General features: G+C 46.5%; 13 protein-coding genes. 10 read left to right on the top strand and 3 right to left on the bottom strand.

Going from position 1 to position 18,284, the window contains the following annotated elements:
• Positions 1–49 precede the first annotated feature (49 nt).
• The 5 genes from rplJ to AC6I8U_RS00660 all read left to right on the top strand — a co-directional run bounded on the left by rplJ (position 50) and on the right by AC6I8U_RS00660 (position 11,193).
• Positions 50–544, top strand: coding sequence for a 50S ribosomal protein L10 (rplJ, locus tag AC6I8U_RS00640; RefSeq protein ID WP_128648005.1), 495 nt, complete (start codon positions 50–52; stop codon positions 542–544).
• A gap of 59 nt (positions 545–603) precedes the next feature.
• Positions 604–972 (top strand): 50S ribosomal protein L7/L12, encoded by a 369-nt coding sequence (rplL, locus tag AC6I8U_RS00645; RefSeq protein ID WP_031493851.1) that lies wholly within the window; start codon positions 604–606, stop codon positions 970–972.
• A 250-nt stretch (positions 973–1,222) separates the two neighbouring features.
• Positions 1,223–5,248, top strand: a complete 4,026-nt coding sequence (gene rpoB / locus AC6I8U_RS00650) for a DNA-directed RNA polymerase subunit beta (RefSeq protein ID WP_234494969.1) — start codon at positions 1,223–1,225, stop codon at positions 5,246–5,248.
• A gap of 87 nt (positions 5,249–5,335) precedes the next feature.
• Positions 5,336–9,538 carry a DNA-directed RNA polymerase subunit beta' gene (rpoC, locus tag AC6I8U_RS00655; protein WP_112478821.1) on the top strand — a complete coding sequence of 1,401 codons (4,203 nt, stop codon included), beginning with the start codon at positions 5,336–5,338 and terminating at the stop codon, positions 9,536–9,538.
• 569 nt (positions 9,539–10,107) lie between these two features.
• On the top strand, positions 10,108–11,193 hold the full coding sequence (locus AC6I8U_RS00660; protein WP_498017449.1) for an IS4 family transposase: 1,086 nt from the start codon (positions 10,108–10,110) through the stop codon (positions 11,191–11,193).
• Between the two features lie 137 nt (positions 11,194–11,330).
• Here AC6I8U_RS00660 and AC6I8U_RS00665 read toward each other — a convergent pair whose 3' ends face one another.
• Positions 11,331–11,825 carry an Rsd/AlgQ family anti-sigma factor gene (locus AC6I8U_RS00665; protein ID WP_042478978.1) on the bottom strand — a complete coding sequence of 165 codons (495 nt, stop codon included), beginning with the start codon at positions 11,823–11,825 and terminating at the stop codon, positions 11,331–11,333.
• A gap of 164 nt (positions 11,826–11,989) precedes the next feature.
• Here AC6I8U_RS00665 and nudC point away from each other — a divergent pair, with 164 nt between their 5' ends.
• From nudC to AC6I8U_RS00680, 3 genes are all read left to right on the top strand, one after another.
• Positions 11,990–12,772 carry an NAD(+) diphosphatase gene (nudC, locus tag AC6I8U_RS00670; RefSeq protein WP_498018293.1) on the top strand — a complete coding sequence of 261 codons (783 nt, stop codon included), beginning with the start codon at positions 11,990–11,992 and terminating at the stop codon, positions 12,770–12,772.
• A 308-nt stretch (positions 12,773–13,080) separates the two neighbouring features.
• Entirely contained in the window at positions 13,081–14,148 is a 1,068-nt protein-coding gene (gene hemE, locus AC6I8U_RS00675) for a uroporphyrinogen decarboxylase (protein ID WP_498017450.1), read from the top strand.
• Between the two features lie 120 nt (positions 14,149–14,268).
• Entirely contained in the window at positions 14,269–14,799 is a 531-nt protein-coding gene (locus AC6I8U_RS00680; protein ID WP_498017451.1) for a DUF4136 domain-containing protein, read from the top strand.
• Positions 14,800–14,860: 61 nt separating this feature from the next.
• Here AC6I8U_RS00680 and AC6I8U_RS00685 read toward each other — a convergent pair whose 3' ends face one another.
• Positions 14,861–15,787 carry a D-2-hydroxyacid dehydrogenase gene (locus tag AC6I8U_RS00685; RefSeq protein ID WP_498017452.1) on the bottom strand — a complete coding sequence of 309 codons (927 nt, stop codon included), beginning with the start codon at positions 15,785–15,787 and terminating at the stop codon, positions 14,861–14,863.
• 65 nt (positions 15,788–15,852) lie between these two features.
• Between AC6I8U_RS00685 and AC6I8U_RS00690 the strand changes: the two genes are divergently transcribed.
• Positions 15,853–16,440, top strand: a complete 588-nt coding sequence (locus tag AC6I8U_RS00690) for a YjaG family protein (RefSeq protein WP_042478981.1) — start codon at positions 15,853–15,855, stop codon at positions 16,438–16,440.
• A gap of 139 nt (positions 16,441–16,579) precedes the next feature.
• Positions 16,580–17,704 (top strand): ISAs1 family transposase, encoded by a 1,125-nt coding sequence (locus AC6I8U_RS00695; protein WP_498017453.1) that lies wholly within the window; start codon positions 16,580–16,582, stop codon positions 17,702–17,704.
• A gap of 69 nt (positions 17,705–17,773) precedes the next feature.
• Here the strand turns inward: AC6I8U_RS00695 and greB are convergent, their stop codons facing one another.
• Positions 17,774–18,253, bottom strand: coding sequence for a transcription elongation factor GreB (greB, locus tag AC6I8U_RS00700; protein WP_498017454.1), 480 nt, complete (start codon positions 18,251–18,253; stop codon positions 17,774–17,776).
• Between the last annotated feature and the right edge of the window lie 31 nt (positions 18,254–18,284).

Raw genomic sequence — 18,284 nt, forward strand, 5'->3', positions numbered from 1 at the left:
AATCGCGAAGATTTCGGGTGGTGTAAAAACAACCAGGAGTAAATCCAAGATGGCTTTAAACCTTCAAGACAAAAAAGCAATTGTTGCTGAAGTCAACGAAGCAGCCAGTGGTGCACTTTCTGCAGTTGTAGCTGACTCTCGTGGCGTTGAAGTTGGCGCAATGACTTCTCTACGTAAACAAGCGCGTGAAGCGGGCGTTTACCTGAAAGTTGTGCGTAACACTCTAGCACGCCGTGCGGTTCAGGGTACTGACTATGAGTGTCTAACTGACACTTTCACTGGTCCTACTCTAATCGCGTTCTCTAACGAGCACCCAGGTGCTGCAGCGCGTCTTTTCAAAGACTTCGCTAAAGAGAACAAAGATTTCGAGATCAAAGCTGCTGCATTTGAAGGCGCGGTTACTGATGCTGAAGTACTAGCGACACTACCAACTTACGACGAAGCTATTGCACGCCTAATGATGTGCATGAAAGAAGCTTCTGCAGGCAAGCTGGTACGTACTATCGCTGCACTACGCGACCAGAAGCAAGAAGAAGCTGCTTAATCAGCTTGCTTTTTACTGGTTGCAAAATAAACTTATTGTTGACTTAAAAGAGAATTGTTATGTCTATTACTAACGAGCAAATCCTAGACGCAGTTGCAGAAATGTCTGTAATGCAAGTTGTTGAGCTTATCGAAGCTATGGAAGAGAAATTCGGCGTATCTGCTGCAGCTGCTGTTGTAGCTGGCGGTGCTGCTGGTGGCGAAGCTGCTGCTGAGCAAACTGAATTCGACGTAATCCTAACTGCTGCTGGCGGTAACAAAGTTGCTGTTATCAAAGCGGTACGTGGCGCAACAGGTCTAGGCCTTAAAGAAGCTAAAGGTCTTGTAGACTCAGCTCCAGCACCTCTAAAAGAAGGCGTTGACAAAGCTGAAGCTGAAGCTCTTAAAGCTCAGCTAGAAGAAGCTGGTGCTTCTGTTGAAGTTAAGTAATTATTGCTTAATTTCTTAGCCGAATAGGCTAATGGCTGGTGGTTTATTGACCACCGGCCTTTTTGCGCTGTAGGGCATAGATGAATTTTCCCGCTGTTTAAGCGTCTATGCACCAAGCAAAAAACGTTGTCTCGACGCTAGAGCCAACGTCACTACAGTAAACAGTTGTTAGTCACTGCCCCATACTCCACCTTAAGTAACTAGGATGGAAGGGCAGTTTGGGTCACTTATCAGCGAGCTGAGGAACCCCATGGTTTACTCTTATACCGAGAAAAAGCGCATCCGTAAGGACTTTGGTACTCGTCCACAAGTTTTGGACATTCCATACCTGCTATCGATCCAGCTTGATTCGTTCGACAAATTCATCGAACAGGATCCAGAGGGTCAATACGGACTTGAAGCTGCGTTTCGTTCTGTATTCCCAATTCAGAGCTATAACGGCAACTCTGAGCTGCAATACGTTAGCTACCGTCTTGGTGAGCCAGTATTTGATGTTAAAGAATGTCAAATTCGTGGCGTTACGTATTCAAAGCCACTACGCGTAAAACTACGTCTAGTTATCTTTGATAAAGACGCACCAGCAGGTACCGTAAAAGACATTAAAGAACAAGAAGTCTACATGGGCGAAATTCCGCTTATGACAGACAATGGTACCTTCGTTATCAATGGTACCGAGAGGGTTATCGTATCCCAGCTGCACCGAAGCCCAGGCGTGTTCTTCGACAGCGATAAGGGTAAGACTCACTCTTCAGGTAAAGTTCTTTATAACGCACGTGTTATTCCTTACCGTGGTTCATGGCTCGACTTCGAGTTTGACCCGAAAGATAACCTGTACGTTCGTATCGACCGTCGTCGTAAACTACCAGCATCGATCATTCTTCGTGCACTAGGTAAGTCTACGCAAGAAATCCTCGATATCTTCTTCGAAAAAGTAAACTTCGAAGTTAAGGACCAAACTCTACTTATGGAGTTGGTGCCTGAGCGTCTACGTGGTGAGACTGCTTCTTTCGATATCGAAGCAAACGGCAAAACTTATGTTGAGACTGGTCGTCGCGTTACTGCTCGTCACATCCGTCAACTAGAAAAAGATGGCGTTGAGTTCATTGAAGTGCCTGTCGAGTACATCGTAGGTAAAGTAGCTTCTCAAGACTACATCAATGAAGCGACAGGTGAGATCATCGTTGGTGCAAACCAAGAGATCAGCCTAGAAGCACTAGCGAACCTATCTCAGGCAGGCGTTAAGAAACTAGAAGTTCTATTTACGAACGATCTAGACCACGGTCCGTTCATGTCTGACACTCTACGTGTCGACAGCACGGTAGACCGCATCTCTGCATTGGTAGAAATCTACCGCATGATGCGCCCTGGTGAGCCGCCAACAAAAGAAGCTGCAGAAGCACTATTCGAAAGCCTATTCTTCTCTGAAGAGCGTTATGACCTATCGACTGTTGGTCGTATGAAGTTTAACAGCTCTATTCTACGTGAAGATGCTCTAGAGCAGGGTACGCTGGATGAGACTGACATCATCGAAGTGATGAAGAAGCTTATCGCGATCCGTAACGGTATCGGTGAAGTCGATGATATCGACCACCTAGGTAACCGTCGTATCCGCTCTGTAGGTGAAATGGCTGAAAACCAATTCCGTGTTGGTCTTGTACGTGTTGAGCGTGCAGTGAAAGAGCGTTTGAGCCTAGGTGACCTTGATGCAATCATGCCTCAAGACCTAATCAACGCGAAGCCTATCTCTGCGGCAGTTAAAGAATTCTTCGGTTCTTCACAGCTATCTCAGTTTATGGACCAGAACAACCCGCTTTCAGAAGTAACGCACAAGCGTCGTATTTCTGCATTGGGTCCTGGTGGTCTAACTCGTGAGCGTGCTGGCTTCGAAGTACGTGACGTACACGTGACTCACTACGGTCGTCTATGTCCTATCGAAACGCCTGAAGGTCCGAACATCGGTCTAATTAACTCTCTATCAGCATTCGCGCGCTGTAACGAGTACGGTTTCCTAGAAACTCCGTACCGCCGCGTTGTTGACGGTGTAGTAACTGACGAAGTTGATTACCTATCAGCAATCGAAGAAGGCCAATTCGTTATCGCACAGGCTAACGCTGCGTTAACAGAAGAAGGCTCTTTTGCTGACGAGCTAATCACAGCACGTCAAAAAGGTGAATCTGGTCTTCACCCACGCGACCATGTTAACTACATGGACGTTGCAACAAACCAAGTAGTATCTATCGCTGCATCGCTTATCCCGTTCCTAGAACACGATGATGCGAACCGTGCATTGATGGGTGCGAACATGCAACGTCAGGCTGTTCCAACACTTAAGGCTGACAAGCCTCTAGTTGGTACTGGTATCGAGCGCAACGTAGCGGTTGACTCTGGTGTAACAGCAGTAGCTAAACGTGGCGGTACAGTTCAGTCTGTAGACGCGTCTCGTATCGTTATCAAAGTTAACGAAGACGAGCTGATCCCTGGCGAAGCAGGTATCGATATCTACAACCTGACTAAGTACACGCGTTCTAACCAGAACACTTGTATTAACCAGCGCCCAACCGTACTACCTGGCGAGCCAGTAGCACGCGGTGACGTTCTTGCTGATGGTCCTTCAACAGACCTTGGTGAGCTAGCGCTTGGTCAAAACATGCGTATCGCGTTCATGCCTTGGAACGGTTACAACTTCGAAGACTCGATCTTAGTATCTGAGCGCGTAGTTCAAGAAGACCGCTTCACGACTATCCACATCCAAGAACTATCTTGTGTGGCACGTGATACTAAGCTGGGCTCTGAAGAGATCACAGCGGATATTCCAAACGTAGGTGAGTCTGCTCTGTCTAAACTAGACGAGTCAGGTATCGTTTACATCGGTGCTGAAGTTAAGGGTGGCGACATCCTAGTTGGTAAAGTAACGCCTAAAGGTGAAACTCAGCTAACTCCAGAAGAGAAGCTACTACGTGCGATCTTCGGTGAAAAAGCATCTGACGTTAAAGATACTTCACTACGTGTACCTAACTCTATTTCAGGTACCATCATTGACGTTCAAGTCTTCACTCGCGATGGCGTAGAGAAAGACAAGCGTGCTCTAGAAATTGAGCAAATGCAGCTGAAAGAAGCGAAGAAAGACCTAACTGAAGAATTCCAGATTCTTGAGGGTGGCCTTCTAAACCGTGTGAAAGCTGTACTACTTCAAGGTGGTTACTCTGACGCTAAACTAGATACTATCGATCGTAAGAAGTGGCTAGAGCTAACGCTAGAAGACGATGCAATGCAAACTCAGCTTGAGCAACTTGCAGAGCAGTACGACGAGCTTAAAGCAGACTTCGATAAGAAGTTTGAAACTAAGCGTCGTAAGATCACTCAAGGTGATGATCTAGCGCCTGGCGTTCTTAAGATTGTTAAAGTTTACCTAGCGGTTAAACGTCGTATCCAGCCTGGTGATAAGATGGCGGGTCGTCACGGTAACAAGGGTGTAATCTCTAAGATCAACCCTGTTGAAGACATGCCTTACGATGAGAAAGGTCAGCCTGTAGACATCGTACTTAACCCACTGGGTGTACCTTCGCGTATGAACATCGGTCAGATCCTTGAGGTTCACTTAGGTCTGGCAGCGAAAGGTATCGGTGACAAGATCAACCAGATGGTGAAAGAGCAGCAAGAGCTAGCGAAATTCCGCGAGTTCCTGCAGAAGGTTTACGATCTAGGTGGTACTCGTCAGAACGTTGATATTGCATCACTGTCTGATGACGAAGTACGTACTCTAGTTAAGAACCTACGTGGCGGTCTACCGATTGCTACACCTGTCTTTGACGGTGCGTCTGAGAAGTCTATTAAAGAACTTCTAAAACTGGGTGACCTACCAGAATCTGGTCAGCTAACTCTGTTTGACGGTCGTACTGGTGATGCGTTTGAGCGTCCTGTAACTGTAGGTTACATGTACATGCTGAAACTAAACCACCTTGTTGATGACAAGATGCACGCTCGTTCAACTGGTTCGTACAGCCTAGTAACTCAGCAACCACTTGGTGGTAAAGCTCAGTTCGGTGGTCAGCGTTTCGGTGAGATGGAAGTATGGGCACTAGAAGCATACGGTGCTGCATATACGCTTCAAGAAATGCTAACGGTTAAGTCTGATGACGTTAACGGCCGTACGAAGATGTACAAAAACATCGTCGATGGTAACCACAGCATGGAACCTGGCATGCCAGAATCGTTCAACGTACTGTTGAAAGAGATCCGCTCGCTAGGTATCAACATCGAGCTAGAAGACGAATAATCCCTCTGGATTATCTGGTAGAAAAGGGGCTCGCACAGGTTTGCTGACCTAGCGGGTTCCTTTTTAAACTCCTTACAGGAGCTGATTGTGAAAGACTTATTAAACTTTCTAAAAGCACAGCATAAGACCGAAGAATTTGATGCAATCAAAATCGGTCTATCTTCACCTGACATGATTCGTTCATGGTCTTTTGGTGAAGTTAAAAAACCAGAAACTATCAACTATCGTACGTTCAAGCCTGAGCGCGATGGTCTGTTCTGTGCGCGTATCTTTGGTCCAGTTAAAGACTACGAATGTCTTTGTGGCAAATATAAGCGTCTGAAGCACCGTGGTGTTATCTGTGAGAAGTGTGGTGTAGAAGTTACACAAACTAAAGTTCGTCGTGACCGCATGGGCCACATCGAGCTTGCGTCTCCAGTAGCTCACATCTGGTTCCTAAAATCGCTACCATCTCGTATCGGTTTGCTAATGGACATCCCACTACGTGATATCGAGCGCGTTCTTTACTTCGAAATGTACGTAGTAACAGAGCCGGGTATGACGGATCTAGAAAAATCACAGATGCTTACTGAAGAAGAGTATCTTGATCGTCTAGAAGAATGGGGTGATGAGTTCACTGCTAAGATGGGTGCAGAAGCGATCAAAGATCTGCTGTCTACTATGGACATGCACGCTGAAGCAGAGATGATGCGCGAAGAGCTTGAGTCTACAAACTCAGAAACTAAGCGTAAGAAAATCACTAAGCGTCTGAAGCTAGTTGAAGCGTTTATTCAATCAGGTAACAACCCTGAGTGGATGATCCTAACTGTGCTTCCGGTACTTCCGCCAGATCTACGTCCTCTAGTACCACTAGATGGCGGCCGTTTCGCAACGTCTGATCTGAACGACCTATACCGTCGCGTAATCAACCGTAACAACCGTTTGAAGCGTCTTCTAGAGCTAGCGGCTCCGGACATCATCGTACGTAACGAAAAGCGTATGCTGCAAGAGTCTGTTGATGCCCTTCTAGACAACGGTCGTCGCGGTCGTGCGATCACAGGTTCGAACAAGCGTCCTCTGAAATCTCTTGCTGATATGATCAAGGGTAAACAAGGTCGTTTCCGTCAGAACCTACTAGGTAAGCGTGTAGACTACTCTGGCCGTTCTGTAATCACAGTAGGTCCATACCTTCGTCTGCACCAGTGTGGTCTTCCTAAGAAGATGGCACTAGAGCTATTCAAACCATTTATCTACAGCAAGCTAGAAACTCGTGGCATGGCTACGACAATCAAAGCAGCTAAGAAGATGGTAGAGCGCGAAGAAGCGATCGTTTGGGATATCCTAGACGAAGTAATCCGCGAACACCCAGTACTATTGAACCGTGCACCAACACTTCACCGTCTTGGTATCCAGGCGTTCGAACCAGTACTAATCGAAGGTAAAGCGATCCAGCTACACCCACTAGTGTGTGCGGCGTACAACGCGGACTTCGATGGTGACCAAATGGCGGTTCACGTGCCTCTAACTCTAGAAGCACAGCTTGAAGCTCGTACTCTGATGATGTCGACAAACAACATTCTGTCGCCAGCATCAGGTGATCCGATCATCGTACCTTCTCAGGACGTTGTATTGGGTCTGTACTACATGACACGTGACAAGATCAACGTGAAAGGTGAAGGTATGTACCTTGCTGGCCCTGAAGAGGCTGAGAAGGCATACCGTACTAAGAGCGCAGAGCTACACGCTCGCGTAAAAGTACGTATCACTGAAACTGTCGTTGACGAAGACGGCAACAGCACAACTGAGACTAAGATGGTTGATACCACTATCGGTCGTGCAATGCTATGGCAAATCGTGCCAGCAGGTCTTCCATTCAGCTTGGTAAACCAAAAGCTAGGTAAGAAGCAAATCTCTAACCTACTGAACGAGGCTTACCGTAAGCTGGGTCTAAAAGACACTGTAATCTTCGCTGACCAAGTTATGTACGCTGGTTTTGCTTACGCAGCACTTTCAGGTGTATCTGTTGGTATCGATGACATGGTTGTACCTCAAGCGAAGTACGACGAAATCGAATCGGCAGAAGAAGAAGTTCGCGAAATTCAGGATCAGTTCCAATCTGGTCTTGTAACCGCGGGTGAGCGCTACAACAAAGTGATCGATATTTGGGCATCGACCAACGATCGCGTAGCGAAAGCGATGATGGACAACCTATCATCTGAAACGGTTATCAACCGTGACGGTGAAGAAGAGCAACAAGAGTCGTTCAACAGCATCTACATGATGGCTGACTCGGGCGCTCGTGGTTCTGCAGCTCAGATTCGTCAGCTTGCTGGTATGCGTGGTCTGATGGCACGTCCAGATGGTTCAATCATCGAGACGCCAATCACCGCGAACTTTAAAGAAGGTCTAAACGTACTTCAGTACTTTATCTCAACGCACGGTGCTCGTAAGGGTCTTGCGGATACAGCACTGAAAACAGCGAACTCGGGTTACCTAACTCGTCGTCTAGTAGACGTTGCTCAGGACGTAGTAGTTCACGAGCACGACTGTGGTACGCACGAAGGTATCCTAATGACTCCGCACATCGAAGGTGGTGACGTTAAAGTTGCACTTTCTGAGCTTGCGCTAGGTCGTGTAGTTGCTGAAGACGTTCTTAAGCCAGGTACTGAAGAAGTTCTGATCCCACGTAATACTCTGATTGATGAGAAGTGGTGTCAGATCATGGAAGATAACTCTGTAGATAGCATGAAAGTGCGCTCAGTAGTTACCTGTGATGCAGACTTCGGTTGTTGTGCACAGTGTTACGGTCGTGACCTAGCACGTGGTCACCTAGTGAACCAAGGTGAAGCAGTGGGCGTTATCGCTGCTCAGTCTATCGGTGAGCCGGGTACACAGCTTACGATGCGTACGTTCCACATCGGTGGTGCGGCATCTACTGCAGCAGCAGAGAACAGCATCCAAGCTAAGAACACAGGTTCTGTGAAACTTCACAACGCTAAGTTCGTTATCAACAAAGATAAGAAACTGGTTATCACCTCTCGTGCGTCAGAAATGACGATCATCGATGAGTTCGGTCGTACCAAAGAGAAGCACAAACTTCCTTACGGTTCACTACTGACTAAAGGTGACGGCGATGCAGTTCAAGCTGGTGAAACAGTAGCGAACTGGGAAGCGCACACGCTTCCAATCATCACTGAAGTAGCAGGTCGCATCCAGTTCGTAGACATGATCGACGGCGTAACTGTTTCTCGTCAAACAGATGACCTAACCGGTCTATCTTCAAGCGAAGTAACAGAAGCGGCAGCTCGCCCAGCAGCAGGTAAAGATATGCGTCCAGCTATCAAACTTGTTGATGAGCAAGGTAACGACGTAATGATCGCAGGCACTGAAATGCCAGCACTTTACTTCCTACCTGGTAAAGCGATCGTGAACATCGAAGATGGCGCAGAAGTAGGCGTGGGTGATACGCTAGCACGTATTCCACAGAAATCTGGCGGTAACAAAGATATCACCGGTGGTCTACCTCGCGTTGCGGACCTATTCGAAGCTCGTAAGCCAAAAGAGCCAGCAATCCTTGCTGAGCACTCTGGTACCGTTTCATTCGGTAAAGAGACGAAAGGTAAGCGTCGTCTAATCATCACTCGTGATGGTGGCGATAACTACGAAGAGATGATTCCTAAGCATCGTCAGCTAAACGTGTTCGAAGGTGAGCGCGTAGAGCGTGGTGACGTAATCGCTGATGGTCCAGAAACTCCGCATGACATTCTACGTCTACGTGGTATTCACGCTGTGACTCAATACATCGCGAACGAAGTTCAAGAAGTATACCGTCTACAGGGTGTAAAGATTAACGATAAGCACATCGAGACTATCGTTCGTCAAATGCTACGTAAGTGTACTATCACTCATGCTGGTGACTCTGAGTTCCTACCAGGCGAGCAGGTTGAATACTCAAGCGTTAAGATCGCAAACCGTCAGCTAGAAGCTGAAGGCAAAGAACTTGTACGTTTCGAGCGTGACCTACTAGGTATCACTAAGGCATCGCTAGCAACAGAATCGTTCATCTCTGCAGCATCGTTCCAAGAAACGACGCGCGTACTAACAGAGGCAGCGGTATCTGGTAAGCGTGATGACCTACGTGGTCTGAAAGAGAACGTTATCGTGGGTCGTCTGATCCCAGCGGGTACGGGTTTTGCGTATCACCAAGACCGTCAAGCTAAGCGTGACGAAGCTCAAGAAGGTCCATCAGCTGAACAAGCGACGGACAACCTAGCTGCGCTACTAAACGCAGGTTTCTCTTCTGACGAGTAATCGCAGAGCGAAATGATAAAAGGCGCCGAAAGGCGCCTTTTTTGTGTCTGGAATCCTGAGATTTGGCGGGTGCGTTGAGTTGACTCTTACCTACGTAGGCTCGCGGTTAGTTGAGTGGTTCATTTATGGGTGTGACGATTATTTAGGTCTGATAACCCCACAACGCCCGTCATTCCTGCGAAGGCAGGAATCTTCTTGAGGCTTGGTACACGCTTTGAGTAGACCCCTGCCTGCGCAGGGGTGACGGTCATTGTGAGTATGGCTATTTTTAGTATGCAAATGCTAGCATTTATAGGCGCGCGGTCGTTATTTGGGAGTGAAGACTATGTAGATCTGATTACTCCACAACCCCGTCATTCCTGCGTAGGCACTGACGAATCCCCAAAAAATGACAAGCATGGCGAGTTGTGATCTTATGTAATCGCCAAAAAACAAAAGTACAACTCACGATGCCATGCTTATTACTAAATTCTGCCACAAAACCCTCCACCAATCTCTAGCTGATTTCAATCAAGCTAGGGGTAAATTCATTACTGACCGCTAGTAACGCACTTATTCGTTCTAATGAGTTGAGTCTGACGGCTATCGGTCGTTGTCTCGAAGGCTTAACCTCCGTTAAACACAAAATCAAACGTATCGATAGACTTCTCGGTAACCAAAAACTCCATAGTGAACGAGATAGTATTTATCGAGCCTTGTTCAAAGGCTTATTCGCTAAGCTTCCGTGCTATGTGGTTGCAGTAGATTGGAGTGGGTGTTGTAACCGTGAACATTGGCTTCTAAGAGCTAGCTTGCTAGTAGATGGTAGGGCCATTCCTATCTACAACACGGTCGTGACGCAAGACAACCAAGAGAAGGAACATATCCATAATCAATTTCTCGACGTTTTAGCTACGATGCTTCCCGCCAACAAAACTGTCTATATCGTCACAGATGGCGGATTTAAGACACCGTGGTTCAAAAAAATAGAGAGCCTCGGCTGGTATTATCTCGGTCGAGTACGTGGTCGGATTTTTGGAAAAGTTGATGGTAGCTCATGGTGTTCAGTTTCAGAGCTTGGAAAAAATGCGAACATAAAGGCTAAAAAGCTGGGTGATGGGTTACTTGGAAAAACATCGAAGAGCCAAGTATCGTGCTCTTTTGTTAGCTACAAGGGGAAAGCAAAAAACCGGCATAAGATAAAACAACGAAACAAAGGTATTTATCCTGACGCAGAAAGGACATATAAGTCCATTGCGAAAGAGCCTTGGATATTAGTAACCAACGACTCGAAGTTAAGTCCAATGAAAGCTGTGATTTACTACAGCAAAAGAATGCAAATCGAACAAAACTTTAGGGATGATAAAAGCCAACGCTATGGGTTTTCTTGGCACCACAGCCAGACACAGAACTCAGAGCGGATCTCCATACTTTGTTTGATTGCTTGTATCGCAACTCTCGTTTTATGGGTGATCGGTTTTGCGTCTGAAAGGAAAGGTATTAATCAAAAATATCAAGCAAATACGACTAAATCAAAACGTGTTTTGTCATTCCTAACGCTAACCAAAAACATGATATTAGATACAAGCAAAGCACAGTTGATTCGATTATTTAGCAGTGGGTTGGCGATACTCTCAAAAAACTATCTGAGAATTATCGACCAACCGTTGTTCTGAAAAATGGGGATCCCTCAGTGCGTAGGCAGGAATCTTCCTGAGGCTTGGTGCACGCTTTGAGTAGACCCCTGCCTGCGCAGGCGCGCGGCTAGTGGGGTGACGGTAGTTTTAATAGTAGATGTGCTAACTACTTGTACTTACGCACCTGGCGGAATCGCCAAACTATCCGCAATAAGCTGAATCAGCTTATCTTCCACTTCAAAGCGAAGCTCAAGTATCTCACCAACCTTAGACATATCGTCCTCGAAACCCGGAAGCTCATCTTCAAATGATACTTGTACATACTTGTCGTTAAACTCAAGTAGTGGGTCTGTGGTGAGAACGATCTTAGCGTAGGTCGCATCGATATCATCGTTGGTCTTAAAGCCAGTCGCCTTCCACTTATCCATCACCATGTCGTAGATCTTAAAGTGACCTTCAGAGATGTAGTCGACGAGATGATCACAAAAGGAACTGATTTCTTTCGCAGAGGGAAGCTCAACCACGTTAGATTGGGCTTGAGCGGGTTGAAGTGAACCGAGCTTACAGTATTCAACAATAAGCGCTTGTCTTGTTTCTAGCCAGTGGTCGATGACTTCGCTAGAGCCACCCCATTGTTCTTGTACTTGTTTGAATTTATTTAACATGACCATGTCCTCATGATCGGCACTGCAATTGGCAACTGCACGCTTTGTAACGACAAAGAGTAAAAGAGAATTCGTTTCTCATTCACCAGAATTAGAATTTCGAGTTTTCTAGCTGGTATGAATTTAGATTGCCAGTAAAATGGACGAACTGCAAGTGAAGAGGATTCATGATGTTAAAAAAAAGTGAAAAGGTCATTCGCCAGGCTTATTGGTGTGTGGTGTCAGGGAATGAACTTTGGCTTGCAGACGGTGATGTGCCGCTTGGCTCGGCAGAGCAGTTTTCACTGCCTGCTCAGCAGGCGATAAAAGTAGGGGAGTTTGAAGGTAAGCCCGTGATGTGGCTTAACGATGCCGACCTAGAAGGAGAGCGAGAGCTGACCTCGCTGCGCGAACTGCTTCATCTCCCAGAGACGCTGTTCCATCAAATCTCCAAAGCAATTCAATATGGCTATATGAGCCAGTCTATGCGTTTTTGTCCTCAATGCGGAGGTCGCAATCACCTAAACCATAATCAGCTCGCTATGCAATGCCAAGACTGCCGAACGCTGCATTATCCACGTATCTTTCCATGTATTATTGTCGCCGTACGAAAAGGGCAAGATATCTTGCTGGCACAGCATAATCGCCATGCAGGCGGCATGTACACGGTGATTGCCGGGTTCCTAGAAGTGGGTGAGACACTAGAAACTTGCGTTGCTCGTGAGGTGGAAGAGGAGACAGGCATCAAGGTCACCAATATTCGTTATTTTGGCAGTCAGCCATGGGCATTTCCATCGAGCATGATGATGGCGTTTCTTGCTGACTATGAGAGTGGCGACATCAAGCCAGATTACAGCGAACTCAAAGACGCCCAGTGGTTTAATACTAATGAGCTTCCCTTGGTCGCGCCTGAAGGGACCATTGCCAGATCGCTCATTCATGCGACCGTCGAGGCGGCTGCGGCAGAAAAATGACAAAAAAAACCCTCCGCGTGCGGAGGGGGTAAGTAAGATGTCGTTATGAGATGCTGAGTCTAGAGACTCAGTAGTATTATTGTAATTTTCGCTAGCAAACAAACTTTTAACATTCCTTTTGGTCCTTGGCAAACTCACCTCAAAACTGCGTATTGATAATATGATCTGCTTTGCAAAGTGACTCTTTTTTGAGCGGTGGCGCAACACAGGCGATGACCCTCAAATTTTGGTAAAAGAATTGTTATCTAAGGCTGCCAACCATGAATGAATAGCGGTAAACTAACGCCTTTCGAATTGGAGAAAAAAGAATGACGGAATTAAAGAACGATCGCTATCTTCGAGCGTTGTTAAAGCAACCTGTAGACTACACACCAGTATGGATGATGCGCCAAGCGGGCCGTTACCTTCCAGAATACCGTGAGACTCGCTCAGTAGCGGGTGATTTCATGTCACTGTGTAAGAATGCAGAGCTAGCGTCTGAGGTGACTCTTCAGCCACTACGCCGTTTCCCACTGGATGCCGCCATTCTATTTTCTGACATCTTGACGATTCCTGATGCAATGGGTCTAGGCTTGTACTTTGAAGCGGGTGAAGGCCCTAAGTTTGAGCGTCCAATCACTTGTAAAGCAGATGTCGACAAGATTGGTATCCCAGATCCAGAAGGCGAGCTAAAGTATGTAATGAACGCCGTCCGTCAGATCCGTAAAGATTTGAATGGTGATGTTCCGCTGATTGGCTTCTCCGGCAGCCCTTGGACACTTGCTACTTACATGGTGGAAGGTGGCAGCTCAAAAGCCTTCACTAAAATCAAGAAGGTGATGTACGCAGAGCCACAAATCCTGCATGCACTTCTTGATAAGCTAGCAGACAGTGTTATCGAATATCTAAATGCTCAGATCAAAGCAGGTGCTCAGTCTGTGATGGTATTTGATACTTGGGGTGGCGTCTTAACACCTCGCGATTACAACCTGTTCTCACTTCAGTACATGCATAAGATTGTCGATGGCCTTATCCGTGAAAATGAAGGTCGCCGCGTTCCAGTGACCTTGTTCACTAAGAACGGTGGTATGTGGCTAGAGCAAATCGCAGCAACGGGCTGTGATGCAGTAGGTCTAGACTGGACCATCAACATTGCCGATGCGAAAGCTCGCGTAGGCGATAAAGTGGCGCTTCAAGGTAACATGGATCCATCCATGCTTTACGCGCAACCTGAGCGTATTCGTGAAGAAGTGGCGACCATTCTAGAGGGCTTTGGCGATGGTGGTACAGGTCATGTATTCAACCTTGGTCACGGCATCCACTTGGATGTACCACCAGAGAATGCTGGTGTGTTTGTAGAGGCCGTTCACGAGTTATCTAAGCCATACCACAAGTAATCCATTTCTAATTACTGTCGTCTAAATATTGAGATGCCGTTATTTCCCAAAGGGGAGTAACGGCATTTTTGTCTCACTTTGACTACGCTTTAACTAGGTCTTGTGTTGTGAGGCAACCCTATGTTCAAAGTGCTTGTTTCCTTTCTAGCTTCGCTGTTACTTCTCACCGGTTGTGCCTCTGACGTCGCGACCGACTACAACTCTAGCGTCAACTTCGCTGCGTTCAACACGTATCAATACCAAGAAAACGCTGAGGTGCCAGTTAGCCTAGATGGAGCCCGCATCAAACAAGCCGTTGATAACGAGCTCAATGTTCGAGGTTTTTCCATGGTGGAACAGGGTGCCGACTTGGTCGTGCGTTATGACATCCTTGAGGGCACAGAATTAAGAGCCGATGGCCCTAGCTTTGGATTTGGTATCGGAACGGGAGGATACAACAGCGGCTACGGTGTGGGTGTCCGCACCCCAACGCGAGTGAAGGAGAAAAAATTTGGTAAATTGGCGGTCGAGCTTGTGGACCCAAAAACCAATGATGTGGTGTGGCGCTCAGTCTCACAGCGTCAGCTAACCGAGACCATGGAGCCAGCCGACAGAGATGTCTTTGTACAGGAGCAAGTTAGTAAGATGTTTGAGGAGTATCCTGCAAACTAATTGTATCTGTATAGATCATAGAGCTTTTGGATCATGGTGATCCAAAAGCTTAAATACCACCCTAATACCCACGCTCAAAATCAATCAAATTCTGCAGCTGAAACCCATCACGCCAACGCAGATAATTCTCAGCAAAGATATCCACCACCTGCTCAGGAAAACTGATCGCCGCTATATGAGGCGTCACCGTTACGTTTGGATTACTCCAGTAAGGGCACTCTTGGGAGATAGGCTCATCAATAAACACATCTAAAAACGCATGCACCAGATTACCGCGCTCCAAGGCGTTAAGCAGAGCGTTGCCATCCACTGTTTGACCGCGCCCAACATTAAAAAACAGCGCATGGCGACAAGCCGCAAATAAGCGCTCATCGAAAAGGCCGTCAGTAGATGGCGTATTAGGGAGCGTGTTGACGATGATATTCGCACTTTCAAGCGCTTTGCCCGCCTCATTGATATGGTAGGTCTCTGCAAAGGCACTTTGTCTTGGTGGGATTCCGGTGCGATTAATGCCAACGGGGATAATCCCGAGGGCTTTGACGGTATTGGCAAGATGACTGCCAATCGCGCCGGTGCCAAAAATGACCATACGTTTACCGATCATGGATTGATAAGTGTGAGGCTGCCAATCACGTTTTTGCTGCTGCTGCTTGTAAAGGTCGAAATGACGGAAATAGCTGATCGAGTAACCCAGTACATACTCACTAATCTGCTGACCAAAAATACCTTTCACATTAGTAAGCTTGTAATCCTTACGAAGTGACTCGCCCAGTAGAGCATCGATACCAGCATACGTCGACTGAACCCATTCTAACTCCGTAGCGTGATCCAGTTGTGGTGCCAGTTTTGGTGGTGCTGCCAACAAGATGGTTGCACCATTGAGGTCAGTGGTAATCTCGAGATCTGGCAACTGTTTGGTTTCAAGGAGCTTTAGGTAGTGGTCATTGTTGTCCGTCACAAGTGCTAAGCGATGCTTTTGCGTCGTCATTTCTGGCTATTCCCTATCCGTTTGGTTACACTTCCGCTGTCTACATTCACTACGGCAGAGCGACCATGTTAAAGAACCCTATTCAGGTACGTATCGAAAAATTTGAGCCTTGGCAGCATATCACTTTTATGACCTGTTTGTGCGAACGTATGTACCCCAACTTCGCTATGTTCTGTGAGCAAACCGAGTTTGCGGAAGCGCGCGTGTACCGCAATATTTTGGATGCGGTATGGGAACTGCTGACGGTGAAAACCGCTAAAATCAATTTCGAAAAGCAACTCGAGAAGTTAGAAGAGGTCATTCCGAACTCAGAAGATTTCGAGATGTATGGTGTATACCCGGCGATTGATGCATGTTTTGCGCTGTCGACGCTTCTGCATGGTTTGCTTGACCGTGATTACCTACTGGAATCGAGCCTTAAAATCAGCCAGCAGTCCGTAGCGACGGTTGCTCAACTAGAGCAGGCTGAAACTGGCGTTGAGATCACCAACGACAACCAGAAAGAAAACGAAGCCGTCTGTGAAGAGTGGGATGTTCAATGGGCTATCTTCCGTCCACTGCGTGACAGCGAAGAGCGCGATATTGAGCTGATTAAGGACCTGCGCCTAGAATTGAAAGAGCAGGGCATCAGTAATATTGGTGTTGAGATTTAAATACAAAAATGGCCAGGGTTCCCGCATGTTATTTTCGCAGTGTTTCTTGATTTTTCGGGGTGAAATTTCAAAAAATGGGTTGAATGTGATGATCTGACGTGATCTTATACTGTTAAGGTAACAGAGTGAGATTAAGAAGATGAATTACGATGAATTCAAAGACCATTTTAGCATATTGAGTGATAGTCGTCAGGAACGAAAAATCACTTATGACTTCTTCGAAGTGATGTTCCAAGTGGTGACAGCTATGCTATGTGGAATGAAAACTTGGGACGAGATAGAAGCATTTGGAGAAGAGAATTTAGAATGGCTCAGAAAGTTCAGCCCATATTTGTCGGGCATACCAAGTCAAGATACGACGGCGCGTATTGTGGGATTGGTTGACCCGGATGAATTTTCCCTTTGTTTTACTCGATGGTGCAATGATATTCAACATGAAAAATCATTAGAAACCAACCACATAGCCATTGACGGTAAGTCCTTGAAAGGTACGTATGATTACAGCGAGAAGAAATGTCTGACGCATATGGTTAATGCTTATTCTGTCGATACAGGTCTGGTATTAGGACAACTCAAAACGAGTTCAAAATCGAATGAGATAACGACTATCCCTGAACTGCTAAAATTGATCCGAGTTAAAGGTCGAGTAATTAGTCTGGATGCTATGGGCTGCCAACGTTCGATAGCAGAGTTGATTGTTGGTAGAAAAGGTGACTACGTAATGTCTGTGAAAGACAACCAACCGAGCCTTCATAAACTATTTACAGATAACTTTTCATTGGGCCAATTAAGCGATTATTCTGAATATGCCTATGAAGAGGAAGAACTCGGTCAACGTGGTCGCAAGGTGCTTAGAAGCTATATAGTTATTCCATTTACAGAGAAGTTTGGCGACTTTGCTGTTAAATGGGAAGGTTTAAAAAGCCTTTGCGTAGCAGTTACTTACCAGCAAAAGAAAGGCGATGACTCAGGGAGTGTTGGCATTAGGTACTTCATTTCATCGAAAAAAATGGAAGCGAAAGAATTTGGCGCATTATGTCGAGGTCACTGGGGTGTTGAAAGTATGCACTGGTGGTTGGACGCAGTGATGAATGAAGACGATAGCCGAATTACCTATAAGCACGCAGCAGAAAACCTTTCTCGTATACGTCAAATGTGCATGAACTTTATTAAGCTTGTGGACATGAAAGGTACGTTAAAACGGCGACAATTAAAATGCGCGTTAAATACCGAGTTTCGAGAGAGGGTTTTGTTTGGCGCTTGAAGTGTTTAACAATTTTGTAACTCATGCGGGAACCCTGCAAAAATGGCCCAGTTCTCTGGGCCATTTTTGTTATAAACCGTTGTAGCTTATTCGATTAACAAACCACTCTTTGATGCCTTCTGGTGTCTTTACCACAAATTCATCATCGACTTCTTTCTTTAGAATCGCTCTTGCCATTGGCGAATCAATTGAAATGTAGCCTTTTGCGCCACCGTAGATTTCATCTGGGCCGACAATACGAAAGCTCATGGTGTCGCCATCTTCGTTCTCAATCTCTACCCAAGCACCAAAGAATACTTTGCCTTCTTGCTGAGGGGAGTAATCGACCACAGTGACTTGCTCTAGGCGTTTGCGAAGGTAGCGGACACGGCGGTCAATCTCGCGCAGGCGCTTCTTGTTGTACTGATAGTCAGCGTTCTCGGAGCGATCTCCAAGCGACGCAGCCCAAGTTACTTTTTTTGTCACCTCAGGGCGCTCTTCACGCCACAAGAAATCGAGCTCTTTTTTGAGTTTGTCATACCCTTCGCGGGTAATTAGGTTTGTTTTCATTGTTCAATCGTTTCGTCATTCATCATTGCGA

It is taken from the genome of Vibrio sp. KUL80 (assembly GCF_059725495.1).

Excerpts from the sequence above, each read along its gene's own strand:
- rplJ (WP_128648005.1), top strand. The coding sequence starts at position 50 with ATGGCTTTAAACCTTCAAGACAAAAAAGCAATTGTTGCTGAAGTCAAC.
- AC6I8U_RS00690 (WP_042478981.1), top strand. The coding sequence starts at position 15,853 with ATGTTAAAGAACCCTATTCAGGTACGTATCGAAAAATTTGAGCCTTGG.
- hemE (WP_498017450.1), top strand. The coding sequence starts at position 13,081 with ATGACGGAATTAAAGAACGATCGCTATCTTCGAGCGTTGTTAAAGCAA.
- greB (WP_498017454.1), bottom strand. The coding sequence starts at position 18,253 with ATGAAAACAAACCTAATTACCCGCGAAGGGTATGACAAACTCAAAAAA.
- AC6I8U_RS00695 (WP_498017453.1), top strand. The coding sequence starts at position 16,580 with ATGAATTACGATGAATTCAAAGACCATTTTAGCATATTGAGTGATAGT.
- nudC (WP_498018293.1), top strand. The coding sequence starts at position 11,990 with ATGTTAAAAAAAAGTGAAAAGGTCATTCGCCAGGCTTATTGGTGTGTG.
- rplL (WP_031493851.1), top strand. The coding sequence starts at position 604 with ATGTCTATTACTAACGAGCAAATCCTAGACGCAGTTGCAGAAATGTCT.
- AC6I8U_RS00685 (WP_498017452.1), bottom strand. The coding sequence starts at position 15,787 with ATGACGACGCAAAAGCATCGCTTAGCACTTGTGACGGACAACAATGAC.
- AC6I8U_RS00680 (WP_498017451.1), top strand. The coding sequence starts at position 14,269 with ATGTTCAAAGTGCTTGTTTCCTTTCTAGCTTCGCTGTTACTTCTCACC.
- AC6I8U_RS00665 (WP_042478978.1), bottom strand. The coding sequence starts at position 11,825 with ATGGTCATGTTAAATAAATTCAAACAAGTACAAGAACAATGGGGTGGC.
- rpoB (WP_234494969.1), top strand. The coding sequence starts at position 1,223 with ATGGTTTACTCTTATACCGAGAAAAAGCGCATCCGTAAGGACTTTGGT.